This is a genomic window from Microbacterium sufflavum (assembly GCF_023091155.1).
Taxonomy (GTDB): domain Bacteria; phylum Actinomycetota; class Actinomycetes; order Actinomycetales; family Microbacteriaceae; genus Microbacterium; species Microbacterium sufflavum.
Genome location: NZ_JAHWXK010000001.1, coordinates 1,805,079 through 1,820,711 on the forward strand (window position 1 = coordinate 1,805,079; position 15,633 = coordinate 1,820,711).

20 protein-coding genes are annotated in these 15,633 nt (G+C 69.7%); 12 read left to right on the top strand and 8 right to left on the bottom strand.

Going from position 1 to position 15,633, the window contains the following annotated elements:
• Nucleotides 1-3: 3 nt before the first annotated feature.
• Together KZC56_RS08790 and KZC56_RS08795 are read right to left on the bottom strand one after the other, a co-directional pair.
• Complete coding sequence (locus KZC56_RS08790) at nt 4-675, bottom strand: potassium channel family protein (protein ID WP_136031985.1); 672 nt, start codon at nt 673-675, stop codon at nt 4-6.
• A complete protein-coding gene (locus tag KZC56_RS08795) occupies nt 668-2,098 on the bottom strand; it encodes a TrkH family potassium uptake protein (protein WP_136031982.1) in 1,431 nt (476 codons plus the stop codon). Before KZC56_RS08795 ends, KZC56_RS08790 begins: the two co-directional genes overlap by 8 nt.
• A 92-nt stretch (nt 2,099-2,190) precedes the next feature.
• Here KZC56_RS08795 and KZC56_RS08800 point away from each other — a divergent pair, with 92 nt between their 5' ends.
• The gene (locus tag KZC56_RS08800) at nt 2,191-2,604 is read left to right on the top strand and encodes an ArsR/SmtB family transcription factor (RefSeq protein ID WP_136031980.1); all 414 of its coding nucleotides are present in this window, start codon (nt 2,191-2,193) and stop codon (nt 2,602-2,604) included.
• A gap of 186 nt (nt 2,605-2,790) precedes the next feature.
• Here the strand turns inward: KZC56_RS08800 and KZC56_RS08805 are convergent, their stop codons facing one another.
• Complete coding sequence (locus KZC56_RS08805) at nt 2,791-3,621, bottom strand: ABC transporter permease (protein WP_247638375.1); 831 nt, start codon at nt 3,619-3,621, stop codon at nt 2,791-2,793.
• Nucleotides 3,618-4,544 carry an ATP-binding cassette domain-containing protein gene (locus tag KZC56_RS08810; protein WP_247638376.1) on the bottom strand — a complete coding sequence of 309 codons (927 nt, stop codon included), beginning with the start codon at nt 4,542-4,544 and terminating at the stop codon, nt 3,618-3,620. The genes KZC56_RS08805 and KZC56_RS08810 overlap by 4 nt, the downstream gene beginning before the upstream one ends.
• Nucleotides 4,545-4,645: 101 nt before the next feature.
• Between KZC56_RS08810 and KZC56_RS08815 the strand changes: the two genes are divergently transcribed.
• From KZC56_RS08815 to KZC56_RS08865, 11 genes are all read left to right on the top strand, one after another.
• Nucleotides 4,646-5,578, top strand: coding sequence for a TetR/AcrR family transcriptional regulator (locus tag KZC56_RS08815; RefSeq protein WP_136031978.1), 933 nt, complete (start codon nt 4,646-4,648; stop codon nt 5,576-5,578).
• 38 nt (nt 5,579-5,616) lie between these two features.
• A complete protein-coding gene (locus tag KZC56_RS08820; protein ID WP_247638377.1) occupies nt 5,617-6,546 on the top strand; it encodes a cyclase family protein in 930 nt (309 codons plus the stop codon).
• A gap of 75 nt (nt 6,547-6,621) precedes the next feature.
• On the top strand, nt 6,622-6,813 hold the full coding sequence (locus KZC56_RS08825) for a helix-turn-helix domain-containing protein (protein ID WP_116242548.1): 192 nt from the start codon (nt 6,622-6,624) through the stop codon (nt 6,811-6,813).
• Between the two features lie 118 nt (nt 6,814-6,931).
• Nucleotides 6,932-7,030, top strand: coding sequence for a 30S ribosomal protein bS22 (locus KZC56_RS08830; RefSeq protein WP_003792170.1), 99 nt, complete (start codon nt 6,932-6,934; stop codon nt 7,028-7,030).
• A gap of 75 nt (nt 7,031-7,105) precedes the next feature.
• On the top strand, nt 7,106-7,408 hold the full coding sequence (locus KZC56_RS08835; RefSeq protein ID WP_247638378.1) for a rhodanese-like domain-containing protein: 303 nt from the start codon (nt 7,106-7,108) through the stop codon (nt 7,406-7,408).
• Nucleotides 7,405-7,701: a glutaredoxin family protein gene (locus KZC56_RS08840; protein ID WP_136031972.1), complete on the top strand. Its 297-nt coding sequence runs from the start codon at nt 7,405-7,407 to the stop codon at nt 7,699-7,701. Before KZC56_RS08835 ends, KZC56_RS08840 begins: the two co-directional genes overlap by 4 nt.
• Complete coding sequence (locus KZC56_RS08845; RefSeq protein WP_247638379.1) at nt 7,698-8,000, top strand: Dabb family protein; 303 nt, start codon at nt 7,698-7,700, stop codon at nt 7,998-8,000. The genes KZC56_RS08840 and KZC56_RS08845 overlap by 4 nt, the downstream gene beginning before the upstream one ends.
• A 143-nt stretch (nt 8,001-8,143) precedes the next feature.
• On the top strand, nt 8,144-8,956 hold the full coding sequence (locus KZC56_RS08850) for a basic amino acid ABC transporter substrate-binding protein (protein WP_136031969.1): 813 nt from the start codon (nt 8,144-8,146) through the stop codon (nt 8,954-8,956).
• Nucleotides 8,957-8,990: 34 nt separating this feature from the next.
• Nucleotides 8,991-9,788 (top strand): amino acid ABC transporter permease, encoded by a 798-nt coding sequence (locus tag KZC56_RS08855; RefSeq protein ID WP_136031967.1) that lies wholly within the window; start codon nt 8,991-8,993, stop codon nt 9,786-9,788.
• Nucleotides 9,785-10,540 (top strand): amino acid ABC transporter ATP-binding protein, encoded by a 756-nt coding sequence (locus KZC56_RS08860; RefSeq protein ID WP_136031965.1) that lies wholly within the window; start codon nt 9,785-9,787, stop codon nt 10,538-10,540. The genes KZC56_RS08855 and KZC56_RS08860 overlap by 4 nt, the downstream gene beginning before the upstream one ends.
• Nucleotides 10,541-10,811: 271 nt before the next feature.
• Complete coding sequence (locus KZC56_RS08865) at nt 10,812-11,486, top strand: hypothetical protein (protein ID WP_240744583.1); 675 nt, start codon at nt 10,812-10,814, stop codon at nt 11,484-11,486.
• 73 nt (nt 11,487-11,559) lie between these two features.
• On the opposite strand, the gene KZC56_RS08870 is transcribed toward KZC56_RS08865, so the two are convergent.
• The 4 genes from KZC56_RS08870 to KZC56_RS08885 are packed head-to-tail and all read right to left on the bottom strand — an operon-like array spanning nt 11,560 to nt 15,516.
• Nucleotides 11,560-12,651: an ABC transporter ATP-binding protein gene (locus tag KZC56_RS08870; RefSeq protein WP_247638380.1), complete on the bottom strand. Its 1,092-nt coding sequence runs from the start codon at nt 12,649-12,651 to the stop codon at nt 11,560-11,562.
• Complete coding sequence (locus tag KZC56_RS08875; RefSeq protein WP_247638381.1) at nt 12,648-13,439, bottom strand: ABC transporter permease; 792 nt, start codon at nt 13,437-13,439, stop codon at nt 12,648-12,650. The genes KZC56_RS08870 and KZC56_RS08875 overlap by 4 nt, the downstream gene beginning before the upstream one ends.
• Complete coding sequence (locus KZC56_RS08880; RefSeq protein ID WP_372490574.1) at nt 13,436-14,374, bottom strand: ABC transporter permease; 939 nt, start codon at nt 14,372-14,374, stop codon at nt 13,436-13,438. The genes KZC56_RS08875 and KZC56_RS08880 overlap by 4 nt, the downstream gene beginning before the upstream one ends.
• Entirely contained in the window at nt 14,371-15,516 is a 1,146-nt protein-coding gene (locus KZC56_RS08885; protein WP_136045353.1) for an ABC transporter substrate-binding protein, read from the bottom strand. Before KZC56_RS08885 ends, KZC56_RS08880 begins: the two co-directional genes overlap by 4 nt.
• Nucleotides 15,517-15,633 lie beyond the last annotated feature (117 nt).

A 15,633-nucleotide genomic window follows, 5' to 3' on the forward strand; every position in this document is an offset into this window, starting at 1 on the left:
CGGTCAGCGGTCCAGGGCGGCGAAGCGCTCGATATCGCTGTTGGTGCCCGACACGATGATGAGGTCGTGGTTGGTGACGATGGTGTTCGCCTCGGCGTAGCGGAACGGCTTGCCGGGGCTCTTCACGCCGACGACGGTGACCTTGTACTTCGAGCGCACGCCGGACTCGTTCAGGCCGACGCCGCGGATGAACTTCGGCGGGTACATCTTGGCGAGCACGAAGTCGTCGTCGAAGCGGATGAAGTCGAGCATGCGACCGCTCACCAGGTGGGCGACGCGCTCGCCGGCCTCGCGCTCGGGGTAGATCACGTGGTTGGCGCCGACGCGGGCGAGGATCTTGCCGTGCGACTGGGAGACGGCCTTGGCCCAGATCTGCGGGACCTTGAGGTCGACGAGGTTCGCGGTGATGAGCACGGATGCCTCGATCGAGGAGCCGACCGCGACGACCGCGACCTGGAAGTCCTGGGCGCCGATCTGGCGCAGGGCGTCGATGTTCCTGGCATCGGCCTGCACGGTGTGGGTGACCCGCTCCGACCACTTCTGCACGAGCTCGAGATTGTCGTCGATCGCGAGGACCTCGCGGTCGAGACGGTCGAGCTCACCGGCGCACGCCGCACCGAACCGGCCGAGGCCGATGACGAGGACGGGGGCGTCTCCGCGCAGGACTTCAACCAACGATCGGCCTTTCCACCGGCAGTGAGTAGTACTGCGTTCGCGACGTCGCGGCGACTGCCGCGGCGAGAGTCACTGTACCAACGCGCCCCATGAAGATGGTCGCGGCCATGACGTACGAGGCGGAATCCGGCAGCTCGCCGGTCAGGCCCGTCGAGAGGCCGACGGTGCCGAACGCGGAGATGACGTCGAACAGCACGTGGCTGATGTCGGCCTTCGTGATCTGCGCGATCACGATGGTCGACAGGGCCACGATGGTCGCTCCCCACGCGACGACGCTGAGGGCGACGCGCTGCACGTCGCTCGGGATGCGCCGCCCGAAGGCCTCGACCGACTGGCGTCCCTTCGCCTCCGACCACACCGCGATCGCGAGCACGGCGAGGGTGGTCACCTTGATGCCTCCCGCGGTCGACGCGGAGCCGCCGCCGACGAACATGAGCATGCTCGCCGCGAGCAGGGAGGAGCCGTTGAGATCGTCCATCTCGATCACGTTGAAGCCGCCGGAGCGCGTCATCGCGGAGAGGAAGAACGCCTGGAAGGTCGTGTCGGCGGCGTCCATCGACCCGAACGTCTTCGGGTTGTCGTACTCGAGGATGAGGAACGCGGCGGCACCGACCACGAACAGCAGCACGGTGGTGACGATCGTGAGCTTGGAGTGCAGCGACCACCGCTTCACGTGCCACACGTGCTTGGCGAGCGTGTAGATCACGGGGAAGCCGATGCTGCCGAGGAAGACCCCCACCATGAGCAGGAACAGCACGAGGTAGTCGTCGGCGAACACCGCGACGCCGCCGTCGTTGGGGGCGAAGCCGGTGTTGGTGAACGCCATGGCGGCGAAGTAGGGCGCCTCCCACAGTGCGGCGATCGGGTCGACCTTGGCCATCACCAGGGCCGGGTAGAGGAGTGCGGCGAGGGAGGCCTCGATGATGAGGGCGGAGACGGCGACCGTGGTGAGGAGCTGCCCGACCTCGCCCAGCCGCACCGTCTGGCTCTCGTTCACGACGCCGCCGTGCGCGCGCAGCGGGTTCGTGTCGCCCGCGGCCATGAGCTTGGCGCGCAACCCGAGGCGCTTGGAGATGAGCATGCCCATCAGCGAGGCGAGGGTCAGCACGCCCAGCGCACCGATGTTCACGCCGATGAACACCAGGACGTGCCCGAACGGCGACCAGTGGTTGGCCATGTCCACGGTCGCCAGACCCGTGACGCAGATCGTGGAGACGGCGGTGAAGAGGGCGTCGCTCAGCGGCGTGACGGTGCGGTCGGCCGATGCGATCGGCAGCGAGAAGAGGACGGTGAAGACGAGGATCAGCAGCGCGAACACGGAGATCGCGAACCGCGACGGCGACGACGTGATGAGGTGCTTGAAGCGCCCGCCCGACCCCGGGAACCGCTGTCGGGGCGACGACGCCGAAACGATGCCCGACATCGCTGCCCCCTCGTTCGAATCCATCCGTGCACGACGCCGCCCGCCGAGCCCTCGTCATGGTACTCCGTGCCGGGGGCGACTACCCTGATGCCATGACGGACATCTTCGACGTGATCGCAGACGGTACGAGGCGCGACATCCTCCAGCTCCTGCTCCGGCGAACGTCCGAAGGCGAGTCCGGCACCAGCGTGAGCCAGATCGTGGCCGACCTGGGGATCAGCCAGCCCACCGTCTCCAAGCACCTCAAGGTGCTGCGCGATGCCGAGCTCGTGACCGTGCGCGAGGACGGGCAGCGTCGGTTCTACAGCCTCGCCGTCGAGCCGCTCGAGGTCGTCGACGACTGGCTGGTCCCGTTCCTCGTCGACGCCTACGGCGACGCGGCCCCGGACATCGCCTACCCGGGTGGTCTTCCCGATGGCGCGGCACACGCCGCCGAGGTGGTCGGACGCGCGGCCGCATCGGCCAAGCACGTGGTGACCACGGCGCTCAAGCGGCTCGGCGCCTGACGCGCGCGCAGCCGCGCCGGAACGGACATCGCCCCTGACGACCGGGGGGCATGTCGTCAGGGGCGATCCACGGACCCCAGCTCCGCAACGGACTCGGCGGTGCCGGCACAAGTCCTGCATCGACAGTGCCAGAGCTGTCTGGGCGACCGGCGAGCGGCGGCTATGCGCGGGCTGGACGGGACGGGCTCAGCGGCGGCCCGCCTTGCGGCGGAACAGCCACGCGCCCCACACGACGGCGACGCCGAGGATCACCACGCACCACAGCACCGCCCACCACGGCTGCGTTCCGGCGTCGGTACCGAGGAGCAGGCTGCGGATGGTCTCGACGATCGGGGTGATGGGCTGGTGCGCGGCGACCGGCTGCAGCCACTCCGGCATGCTCGCCACCGGCACGAAAGCGCTGGACAGGTAGGGCAGGAACAGCAGCACGAAGCCGTAGCCGTTGGCACCCTCGGGGCTGCCGGCGGCGAGGCCGATCGCCGCGAACAGGTACGTGATCGCGAGGATGTAGAGCGTGATCAGCCCGCCCAGCGCGATCCAGTCGCCCGGCGACGCGGTCGGGCGGAACCCGACCAGCACCCCGACGCCGATGACGATGGCCGTCGCGACCAGGTTGCGCAGGACGCTCGCCACCACGTGCCCGGTGAGCACGGCTCCGGCGCGCAGCGGCATGGTGCGGAACCGGTCGATGATGCCGGAGCGCATGTCGTTCGCGACATACACCGCCGTGGAGGACGCCCCGAACCCCGCGCACGTGAGGATGATGCCCGGCACGACGTAGTCGACGTAGGCGCCGGAGGGGTCGATCGCCCCGCCGAACACCCACGTGAACATGAGCATGAGCATGACGGGCAGCATGATCGCCATGAGCAGTGATTCGCCGTCGCGCAGCGAGTGCCGCAGGCTGCGTCCGACGAAGACGGTTTCGGCCGTCAGCCCGCGCAGGCGCGGTCGAGGCGTCGGCGTGGGGGAGGCGTGCGGGGGCATGGGGGTGGTGATGGTGACCGCGGTGTTCATGCGAGCTCCTCGAGGGTGCGTGAGGCGGCGTCGACCGGCTCTCCGGATACAGGCCGGCCCGCGGGGGACGATGTGACCGCCAGGAACACGTCGTCGAGGGTGGGCCGTCGGAGCGTGACGACGCCGTCGTCTCCCTCCGTGTCGAGCCGATCGAGGGCGCGCCGCAGCCCGGCGACCGTGCCGTCGGTCGGGATCTCGCGCCGCAGCTCTCCCCGGCTGTCGTGGAGCTCGACCGTGTCGCCGCCGATACGCGCCTTGAGCTCGGCGGCGGTGCCCAGCGCCGCGATCCGGCCGTCGTGCAGGACGGCGATCCGGTCGGCGAGCTGATCCGCCTCCTCCAGGTACTGGGTGGTGAGGAACACCGTCGTGCCGGCACCCGCGACCGTGCGGATGATGTCCCACAGGTCGCGGCGGCTACGGGTGTCGAGCCCGGTGGTGGGCTCGTCGAGGAACAGCACTTCCGGGGTCACGACGAAGCTGAGCGCCAGGTCGAGGCGACGGCGCATGCCGCCGGAGTAGGTGCGCACGGCGCGGGACGCCGCGTCGGTCAGCGCGAACCGGGCGATGAGGTCCTCGGCGCGGTGCCGCGCGGCCGCCCGCCCCAGTCCCGAGAGGCGCGCGAACATGACGACGTTCTCGGTACCGGTGAGGGCGTCGTCCACGGCGGCCGCCTGCCCGGTGAGGCTGATGCGCCGGCGCACCTCGTCGGGATGCGAGCGCACATCCCACCCCGCCACGGTCGCCGATCCCGCATCCGCGGTGGTGAGGGTGGTGAGGATGTTGATGGTCGTCGTCTTGCCCGCGCCGTTCGGTCCGAGCAGAGCGAAGACCTCGCCGCGGCCGACCTCGAAGGCGAGGTCGTCGACCACGGGCTTCGGCCCGAAGGCCTTGCGCAGGTCGCGCACCTGGATGGCTGTCTCCATCAGGATCCCTTTCTGTGTATCGCGAAAACTGTGTATGGGCAACGCAATTGTGTATGACGGTAACACACTGTTTATGAAATAAACAGAAGTAGGATGGGCGGATGACCGACATCGAGCCTCCCGAGCTCCCCCGGGGCATCGCCCTCGCCTGGGGCGTCGCGGCGAATCCCCAGCGCGGGCCGAAGCGGGAGATGAGTGTCGAGAAGATCGTGGAGGCCGCGGTGGAACTCGCCGACGGCGAGGGCATCGGCGCCGTCTCCATGGCAGCGGTGGCCGCCCGGCTCGGCTTCACCCCCATGTCGCTGTACCGCTACGTCTCCGCGAAGGACGACCTCCTGCTGCTCATGCAGGAGGAGGCGACCGGACTCCCTCCGGAGAGCCACCTCGAGGTCGAGGGCTGGCGCGCGCGGCTGCTCGCGCTGTACGAGGCCCAGATCCTCGTCTACCTGCGCCACCCGTGGATCCTGTCGTTGCCGATCTCGGGTTCGCCGATCACCCCCAACAGCTCCGCCTGGCTGGACGCCAGTCTCGCCGCGCTCGATGACACACCGCTCACCGCCGACGAGCGGATGGCCGTCGCCCTCGCGATCACCGGCCACGCTCGCTGGTGCGGCATCGTGCAGGCGGGGTACTCGGAGCAGTCCCGCTCCTCCGGTCTCTCCGCCGAAGAGGTGGCGATGCGGGAGGCGTCGCTGTTCGATCGGGTGATCTCGGCCGAGGAGTTCCCCGCGCTCCGCCGGGCGATCGAGGACGGCGTGTTCCTGTCGCCGGCCGATCCGTTCCGCTTCGCCGTGGAGCGCACGCTCGACGGTGTCGCGGCCTACCTCGACGGTCTCGATCGCGGGGAGCAGCACCGGGTCTCCGAGGAGTGGGTCGCCCTCGATGCGGCGGAGCTCGCCGGGGACAAGCGCCTCAAGGAGGCGCAGAAGGCCAGCCGTGATGCCGAGAAGGCGCTGCGCGCGGCGCGCAAGCTCGAGCGTCAGGCTCTTCGCGAGGCGCGAGAACGGGTGGCGAAGGCCAGGAAGTCCGGCTGAGCGACCCCGGCGCCGCGCCGGATGGGCAGGATGGGGGGATGACGACCGCTCCGCACCGCGCTCACTTCGATTTCTCGATCACGTTCGCCAACGGCGGCGGCATGCACGGGGAAGGGTTCCGCCTCGACCTTCCCCGGGAAGACCTCTCGGCCGAGGAGATCGGCACCCTGCTCGTCCGCCACCTGGGACTGGCGCTGGTCGACGAGGTGCACCTCCGCGACCTGCGCATCGTCGAGGAGCCGCATCGCGGAAGCCGCGGGGTCGAGGCACCGAGCGGCGGTGGGGCCGAGGACCGCATCGTGGATCTCAGCCACCCCATCGAGGCCGGGATGATCACCTATCCCGGGCTGCCGGCGCCGACCATCGCCCCGTTCCTCACGCGCGCCGCATCCCGGGAGCGCTACGCGCCGGGGACCGAGTTCGCGATGGACGTGATCACGATGATCGGCAACACCGGCACCTACCTCGACGCCCCCTGGCACCGCTACGGCGACGGCGACGATCTCGCCGCACTCGACCTGCGCACCCTGGTCGGCCTCCCCGCCGAGGTCTTCCACCTGCGCGACGCCTGGTCGCCCGAGCGCCGCGGCATCCGCGCGGCGACCCTGGCGGACCGCGACCTGCGGGGCTCGGCGGTCCTCCTCGACACGGGGTGGAGCCGGCTCTTCGGCACGCCCGAGTATGCGGAGGGGGCGCCGTACCTCACGGAGGACGGCGCCCGCTTCCTGGTCGAGGCGGGGGTGCGCCTGGTCGGGATCGACTCGCTCAACATCGACGACACCGAGAGCGGCGGAGAGCGTCCGGCGCACAGCATCCTCCTCGCCGCCGGCGTGCACGTGGTCGAGCACCTCACGGATCTCGACGCGGTGCCCTCGCGGGGTGCCCGCTTCACCGCGGCCCCGCCCGCGATCCGCGGGTTCGGCACCTTCCCGGTGCGGGCGTTCGCCACGGTGCCCGCGTCCCACTGATCACACGAGTCACGTGGGTTTACACGCGTCCCAGGAAACCCATAGAGTGTGCACATCGAGAAAGGGGTACGTGGGATGCCCGAGGTTCCAGATGTCCGATTCCTGACGGTGGCCGAGGTCGCCGAGCTCATGCGCGTGTCCAAGATGACCGTGTACCGGCTCGTGCACTCCGGAGAGCTGCCCGCCATCCGCTTCGGCCGCAGCTACCGCGTCCCGGAGTCGGCCGTGGCCGAGGCGCTGCAGCGACCGATCGCCGACGCGGGTTGATCCGCAGGGCGGCGCGAGGCGGCCCGCGGGTTTGCTAGGATGATCCGAGGCATTTTTTCGTGCCCGTACCCGGGTGTCCGATTCGGCGACACCCAGCCCCTGACTTAGTGAGGTTTCCGTGGGTTCTGTCATCAAGAAGCGCCGCAAGCGCATGGCGAAGAAGAAGCACCGCAAGCTGCTTCGCAAGACTCGCCACCAGCGCCGCAACAAGAAGTAAGCGGCCAGACACCGAGCGCCTGTCTTCGGACGGGCGCTTTGTGTCTCTGCCGTGCCGCACCGCCGAGAGGATGTCATGAAGTCGATCACCGTCGCCGAGCTCGCCGAGCGCTCCGGTACCCCGCTCATCGATGTCCGGGAGGTGCACGAGTTCGCGGCCGGCCACGTTCCGGGCGCGGTGAACATCCCGATGTCCGAGATCGGCAACCGTCTCGACGAACTGCCCGCCGAGTGCTTCGACGTGATCTGCCAGGCCGGCGGCCGTTCGGCTCGCGTGGTCGAGGCGCTCGAGGCGCGCGGCTATGACGCGACGAACGTGGAGGGCGGCACGGGCGAGTGGATCGCGCAGGGTCGCGAGGTCGAGGTGCCGTCGGCGTGACCACGCTCACCCTGATCGGCAAGCCCGACTGCCATCTGTGCGACGTGGCCTCCGAGGTCGTCGACGCCGTGGTCGCCGAGCTGCCCGACGCCGCCGCCGAGCGGATCGAGATCGTCGAGGCGTCGATCGCCGAAGACCCCGCGCTGTACGAGCAGTGGTGGGAGAAGATCCCGGTGGTGCTGATCGACGGCCGCCTGCACGCCCACTGGCGCGTCTCGCCCGACCGCCTGCGCGAGGCGCTGGAGGAAGCCGTGAGCGCTGACGCCCTGACCGATCAGGAGACACCCCGATGACCATTCGCCATGTCGTGGCCTGGAAGCTCGCCGCCGACGATGCGCAGACCCGCGCGGACCAGGCGGCCGAGGTCGCCCGCCGGCTGAACGCGCTCGACGGCATCGTTCCCCAGCTGCGCAGCATCTGGGCGGGCGCGAACGACGTCTACCCCGACGCCAACTGGGACGTGACGCTCGTCGCGGAGTTCGACTCCGTCGATGCTCTGGAGCAGTACCAGGTGCACCCTGCGCACGAGGAGGTCGCCGGATACATCCGTTCCGTCGTCTCCGGTCGTGTGGCCGTCGACGTCGAGGTGTGAGACCGGGTGCCGCGCGGGGAGGCACCGAAACACAAACGTAATGCGGTCGTCTGCCCGTGTCATTGGTCACGCGACGAGCCGCATGTTTAGATGATCTCCTACCCGTCCGCGGGCGCACCCGCCCCCGAACCCCAGGAGTCGACATGCCTCGTCGTACCCTCTTCGCCGGTCTCGCACTCGTGGCCACCGCCACGTTCGCGCTCGCCGGATGCGCCACCGGATCGACCGACGCGGGCAGCAGCGACGCTCCCGCGGCCGGCGACGACTACGGTCTGATCGAGGCGGGCACCCTCTCTGTCTGCTCCGACATCCCCTACCCGCCGTTCGAGTTCCAGGGCGACGATGGAGAGTACACGGGCTTCGACATCGACCTGCTGGGCGCAATCGCGAAGCAGCTCGACCTGAAGCTTTCGGTGCAGGATGTGGGCTTCGAAGCTCTGCAGTCCGGGACCACCTTGGCGGCCGGTACGTGCGACGTCGGCGCCTCGGCCATGACGATCACCGAGGAGCGCAAGGCCAACATCGACTTCTCCGACCCGTACTACGACTCGCTGCAGTCGCTCCTGGTGCGCACCGACTCGGGCATCGAGTCGATCGACGACCTCGACGGGAAGAACGTGGGCGTGCAGCAGGGCACGACGGGTGAGTCCTACGCCGGGGAGAACGCGAAGGGCGCTCAGCTCGTGCAGTACCCGTCGGACGGCGAGCTGTGGCCGGCCATGCAGGCCGGGCAGATCGACGCGATCCTGCAGGACCAGCCGGTGAACCTCGAGCACGAGAAGGCCGACTCCGCCTACAAGATCGTGGAAACGTACGAGACCGACGAGTCCTACGGCTTCGCGTTCGCGAAGGGCGAGAAGGATGCTCTTCTCGAGGCGGTCAACGGCGCACTGAAGGACCTCCGCGACAGCGGCGAGTACCAGAAGATCTACGACGAGTACTTCACGGCCAACTGAAGACGGAACTGAGTCGGTCGGGAGGACCTTGACAATGGCGTTGAGGCGCACCACGAAGAAGAAGCTGTACCGCTACACCGTCTATGCGGTGCTGATCGCTCTCGTCATCTGGGCGGCGATCAGCACCGACTGGGCGCGGATCGCCACGATGTACTTCAACCCGGAGATCGCGGCGAAGATGCTCCCGGGGATCATCACCACCGCGCTCGTGAACACCCTGTGGTTCACCGCCGTGGCGTTCGTGGGCGGTTTGCTGCTCGGCGTGGTCCTCGCGCTGATGAAGCTGTCGGAGATCGGGCCGTTCCGCTGGATCGCGACGTGCTGGATCGAACTGTTCCGCGGACTCCCGGCGATCCTCACGATCTTCGCGATCGCCTACATCGTGCCGATCGGCATGGGTATCCCCGGTACGAAGCTCGGCGGGCCGGTAGTCCTCGGGCTGATCGGTCTGATCCTCGTGGCATCGGCGTACATGGCCGAGACCATTCGCGCCGGCCTGCAGGCGGTGCCGAAGGGGCAGACCGAGGCGGCCCGCTCGCTCGGCATGTCGCCCATGAAGACGACGTTCTGGATCGTGGTGCCGCAGGGCTTCCGCATCATCATCCCGCCGCTGACGAACGAGTTCGTGCTGCTGCTGAAGGACACCTCGCTGCTGTTCGTGGCCGGGTCGTTCATCTGGTCGAAGGAGCTCACGACGTTCGCCCGCGACGCCAGTACGCAGAACGCCAACGGGACGCCGCTGATCATGGCCGCGATCCTGTACCTGATCGTGACGATCCCCCTCACGCGGTTCAGCGCGTGGCTGGAGCGACGGATGGCGAGGAGCCGATGACCACCGATCTGATCGACGTCCACGCGCCCGCGATCGACATCCAGGGGCTCGTGAAGACGTTCGGAGACAACGAGGTGCTCAAGGGCATCGACCTCACGGTCACGGCCGGCGAGGTCGTCTGCGTGATCGGCCCGTCCGGCTCGGGCAAGTCCACGCTGCTGCGCTCGGTGAACCTGCTGGAGGAGCCCACCGGCGGCAAGGTGCTGATCGAGGGGATCGACATCACCGACCCCGACGTCGACATCGACCGCGTGCGCACCCGCATCGGCATGGTGTTCCAGAGCTTCAACCTGTTCCCGCACCTGAGCGTGCTCGGCAACCTGACGATCGCGCAGCAGCGGGTGAAGAAGCGGTCGAAGGCGGAGTCCGAGAAGGTCGCGCACGCGATGCTCGAGCGGGTGGGCCTGGCCGAGAAGGCGGGCGCCTACCCCGGTCACTTGTCGGGCGGGCAGCAGCAGCGCGTCGCGATCGCCCGAGCGCTGTGCATGAACCCCGACATGATGCTCTTCGACGAGCCCACCTCCGCGCTCGACCCCGAGCTGGTCGGCGAGGTGCTGTCGGTCATGCGGTCGCTCGCCGACGAGGGCATGACGATGCTGGTCGTGACCCACGAGATGGGCTTCGCGCGTGAGGTCGGCTCGCGGCTGATCTTCATGGACGGCGGTCACATCGTCGAGGAGGGCGACCCGCACGAGGTGCTCGCCGATCCGCAGCACCAGCGCACCAGGGACTTCCTGTCCCGCGTGCTCTGAAGCACCGACGAACGAACCCCCTGCCGCCGGGATGGCGACAGGGGGTTCGTTCTTCTCACCGCGGTCCCTCGGCTGCGACGACCTCCGCGGGGAGGCCGGAGACGCGCTACCGATATACAACGCGGGGGAGGGGCGTTCGGAGGCGCGGATCCGGAGGTTCGCCGGGTATCGTGTGCAGGTCGATCGCTGGGGCGGTCGACGGAATCTGGGGACAAGTCGGCGGCGATCCAGGACGGATCGGCGACGACTCGTGGTGACACAAGGGGGACCGATGGCTGTCTTCGGCCGTCGTCGACGTGAGATCGACGTTGCGAGCACACGCGCGGAATCGGCCGACGCCGCCGCGCCCGATGACGACGCGCTCCGCGCGCTCGAGGACCTGTTCTCGACACTCCCGCCACCGCCTCCGCGCCCCGCGCTGCGCGCGCACGCACTCGTCGACCGCGACGCGGGCCCGGCGCTCCTTCCGACCCTCACGCCCGGCGGCGACGACCCGATCGCACCGACCCCGGGCACACCCCTCATCGAGCGGGACACCTCGCTCGACCGCACCCGTACAGAACCTCAGGGAGAACGAATGGCACAACTGGAACAGTCCGTGCAGGAGCTTCTGACGATCGACGGCGCCGTGGGCGTCGCGATCGCGGACTCCGCGTCCGGCATGGCTCTCGCGCAGGGCGGTCACCCCGCCTTCGACCTCGGTGTCGCCGCGGCCGGGAACTCCAATGTCGTCCGCGCGAAGCTGCAGACGATGAAGGAGCTCGGCATCGCCAGTCGGATCGACGACATCCTCATCACGCTCGACGACCAGTACCACCTGATCAATGTGCTCAGCAGCAGCGGCACCGAAGGACTCTTCGTCTACCTGGTGCTCGACAAGGCGAAGGCGAACCTGGCGCTCGCCCGCCACAAGCTCGCCACCGTCGCCGGGCAGATCACCATCTGACCCGGAAACCGAACGGAGACCCTGCGGCCAGACGGCCGCGGGGTCTCCGACGTTCCAGGTGGGCCTCCGCCGCTCAGCCGCGCGGATGGACCACCACGGGCTCCGGGTCGACCGCGATGCGGACGCGGTCGCCGAACGCGGGGTGCACACCCGGCGCGTGCTGCACGCGGACGAGCTCGCCCGACTCCGTGCGCACGAGCGTGCGGCGCATGCTGCCGAGGAACGTGCTCTCCTCCACCAGCGCATCGGTCGCCGCGTCCGCCTCCGACGCGAAGTGCACGTTCTCCGGTCGCAGGTACACGTCGACCGGGCCGTCGGCCGGCGTCTGCAACGGCAGGCGCTGCCCCCACACCACGACGTGGTCGCCCTCCGCGACACCGGACACCACGCTCGACAGCCCGACGAACGCGGCGACCCCCGCCGTGGACGGAGCGGTGTACAGCTCCTCCGGGGTGCCGATCTGCTCGATGCGCCCCGCGTTCATCACGGCGATGCGGTCGGACACCGCCAGCGCCTCCTCCTGGTCGTGCGTGACGAAGACCGTGGTGATGCCCAGTCGGAGCTGGAGGCGGCGGATCTCGTCGCGCAGCTGCACGCGCACCTTCGCGTCGAGCGCCGACAGGGGCTCGTCCAGCAGCAGCACCCGGGGCTCGGTGACCAGTGCCCGCGCGAGGGCGACCCGCTGCTGCTGCCCACCCGACAACTGGTGCGGGAAGCGATCGGCGAGGTCGGCGAGACCCACGAGAGCCAGGGCGTCGAGCGACCGTCGTGCCGCCTCGGCCCGGCCGACTCCGCGGCGTCGCAGACCGAAGGCCGTGTTGTCGACCACGCGCAGGTGCGGGAACAGCGAGTACGACTGGAACACCATGCCGATGTCGCGCTTGTTGGTCGTCACCCGAGAGACGTCTCCGCCGCCGAGCAGGACCGCACCGCCATCCGCGACCTCGAGCCCGGCGAGCACGCGCAGCAGCGTGGTCTTGCCGCATCCGGACGGGCCCAGCAGCGACACGAACTCGCCCGGCGCGATGTCGAGATCGACGCCGTGCAGCACGGTCGTGCCGCCGTAGCGCTTCACGATGCCCTCGAGCTGCACGCGGGTGCCCTCGCCGGCCCGCGCGAGCAGCAGGTTGTCCTTCGTGCGGGGGAGGGCCTGGTCGAGGGTCATGAGCGGGCCTTTCGGGAGCCGCGCGCGACGCGGCCGATCAGGAGGAGCAGGAGGAAGACGAGCAGCAGCGCCAGCAGGGTGAAGATCGCCGGCGCGTAGGGGTCCTGCTTCTGCACGACGAGCATCGCCGTCTGGAACACCGGACGGTTCAGGAGGGAGGCGATCGTGAACTCTCCCAGGACCACGGCGATCGACAGCAGGGACGCGGCCAGCAGCCCCTGGCGGAGGTTCGGCGCGAGCACGCGGAGCACCACGGCCGGCCAGCTCGCGCCGAGGGAACGGGCCGCCTCCGACAGCGTGCGCAGGTCGGCCGCGTCGATCGCCGCCTGGATCGACCGGAAGGCGAACGGCAGCACGGTGATGCCGTAGGCGAACGCGAGCGTCCAGGTGCCGGTGCCGAGGGTACGACCGATCTGCAGATAGAGGGGTGCGAGGCCGACCACCAGCACGATCGCCGGGATCGAGATGGGCAGGAGCGCGAGGAACTCGAACGCGGGCTTCAGCCGCGGGAAGCGCAGGTTCACCAGGATCATCGTCGGGGCGAGCACCAGCAGGACGATCGCGACGGTCACGACGGCGAGGATCAGCGAGTTGCCGAGTCCCGTCCAGATCGGCCGGAGCGCGGCCGCCGCAGCGGGGTCGAACAGCGCGGCCCAATGCTCGAACGACGCTCCGTCGGCACCACGGAGCGTGAACAGGAACGTCGACACGAGCGGTACAGCGAAGAACGCGCCGACGAGCACACCGATCACCCAGCGCGTGGTGCGCGACGGGGCGAGACGGTTCACGAGCGCCACCGCGCAGCCCGGCGCTGGATCAGCGAGTACAGGCCCATCACCACGCCGACCACCACGATCATGCCGAGGGCGAGCGCCCCGGCGAGATTCTCCCGGCCCAGCAGCGTCTCGCTCGTGAGGGCGGTGCGGATCTGCAGCGGCACGATCTGCGAGCCCTGGCTGGCCAGCGCCGCGGCGGTCGCGTACGACGAGAAGGCGTTCGCGAACAGGAGCAGCAGGCTGGCGAGGAACGAGGGCGCGAGCACGGGCAGGCCGATGCGCAGCCAGAAGCTCGCCCGCGTGCCGCCCAGCGTGAGGTTCGCCTCGGCCCACTGCGGCTGCAGGGCGGCGAGGGCGGGCATGAACGTGATGACCATGAGCGGCACCTGGAAGTAGATGTAGGGCAGGACGAGCCCGGGCAGCTCGTAGAGCCAGGCGCCGTTCGCGAAGATGTCGACGCCGAGCGTGTCGCGCAGGAAGACCGTGACCACCCCCTGGATGCCGATCGTGGCGATGAACGCGAACGCCAGCATCACCCCGCCGAACTGGGCGAGCACCCCGGCTGCTGCATCGACCGCCCGGCGCACGGCGCCCTCGGGCGGAGCGCCGAGCAGCGCGTAGCAGACCAGGGCCCCCACGACCGCTCCGACCGCGGCCGTGAGTAGCGACAGCCCGGCCGAGTTCGCGAACGTCCTCAGGACCACGGGGTCGCCCAGTGCCTCCACGTTCGTCATCGTGACCGCGCCGTCGTCATCGAAGAACCCCGAGCCGACGGCGAGCACCGTCGGCACGGCGAGGAACAGCACCACGTAGGCCGCGAAGGGGACCAGCCCCAGCCACGCGAACGACGGCGCGGACCGCCGGGCCCCCGCGTCACGCGCGGGCCCGGCGGTGGTGGCGGGGGCGGACGCCGCGACGTCCGCCCCCGGTGCGACGACGGTGGTCACTGGACCGCCGCGGCCCACTTCTCGCCGAGCAGCGTGCCGGCGTTCGCCGACTGCTCCTCGGTCGGCACGACGGTCTCCGCCGGTGCCTCGGGCAGCGCGGCGGCGAGGTCGGCGTCGATCGTGCCCGCCTCCGTCATGGCCTCCATGCGCACCGGACGGGCGCCGCCCTTCAGCCACAGGTTCTGCACCTCGTCGCTGTAGAGGAACTCCTGCCACAGTCGCGCGGCGGCCGGGTGCGGGGCGTCGGCGTTGATGGCCTGGTTGTAGTAGCCGGCGTAGCCCGTCCCGTCGAGCACGACGACCTTCCAGTCGGGGTTGTCGGCCGTGTGGGCGGCGTTCAGGTAATCCCAGTCGAACACCACCGGGGTCTCACCGCTGGCGATGGTCGCGGTGGTCACGTCGACCTTGAGCAGGTTGCCGGCCTTCTGCAGCTCGGAGAAGAAGTCGATGCCGGGCTGGAAGTCGTCGAGCGTGCCGTCCGACTGCACGGTCGCGAGGCCCACCGCGGCGAACGCGGCACCGGCCTGCGTGGGGTCGCCGTTGATCGCGACCGCGCCCTTGTAGTCGGCGGAGAGCAGGTCGTCGAGCTCGGACGGTGCGTCGTACTTCGACGAGTCGTAGCCGATCGACATGTACCCGCCGTAGTCGCCCACGAACAGCCCGCTCGGCTCCTTGAGCTCGTCGGGGATGTCGTCCCACGTCTGCACCGTGTACGGCGCGAAGGCATCGGTGTTCTGCAGGGCCACGGTGAGGCCGAGGTCGAACACGTCGGGCGCCGTGTCGAGGCCCTTGTTCGTCTCGGCGGCCTGGATCTCCTCCGCGCTGGACACGTCGGGCGAGGCCTCGTTGATCGTGATCTCGGGGTACTTCTCGGCGAAGAGATCGAGGATCTCGCCGTAGTTCGCCCAGTCGCGCGGGAGCGCGATGACGTTGAGCTGTCCCTCGGCCTTGGCGGCGGCCTCCAGATCGGCGAACGTGCCGAAGTCGGCCACCGACGTGGCCGCCGACGCGTCGACGTCGGACTCTCCGGAGCCGGAGCCCGACGCGTCGGCGGCGCCGGAGCAGGCGCTCAGTGCGAGCGCGGCCGTGGTGGCGAGGGCGATGCCGGCGCCGATGCGCGCGCGGCGGGTGAAGCGTGCCATGAGTATCCTCTCGGTGCCCGGCGCGGGTTCGCCGGGGTCGGGTTGCGAGAGGACACTACGAGCCGGAGGTTGCCGCTCGTGGCGGCCGCGGTGAACGGACGGTGTCCGATGGGTGGC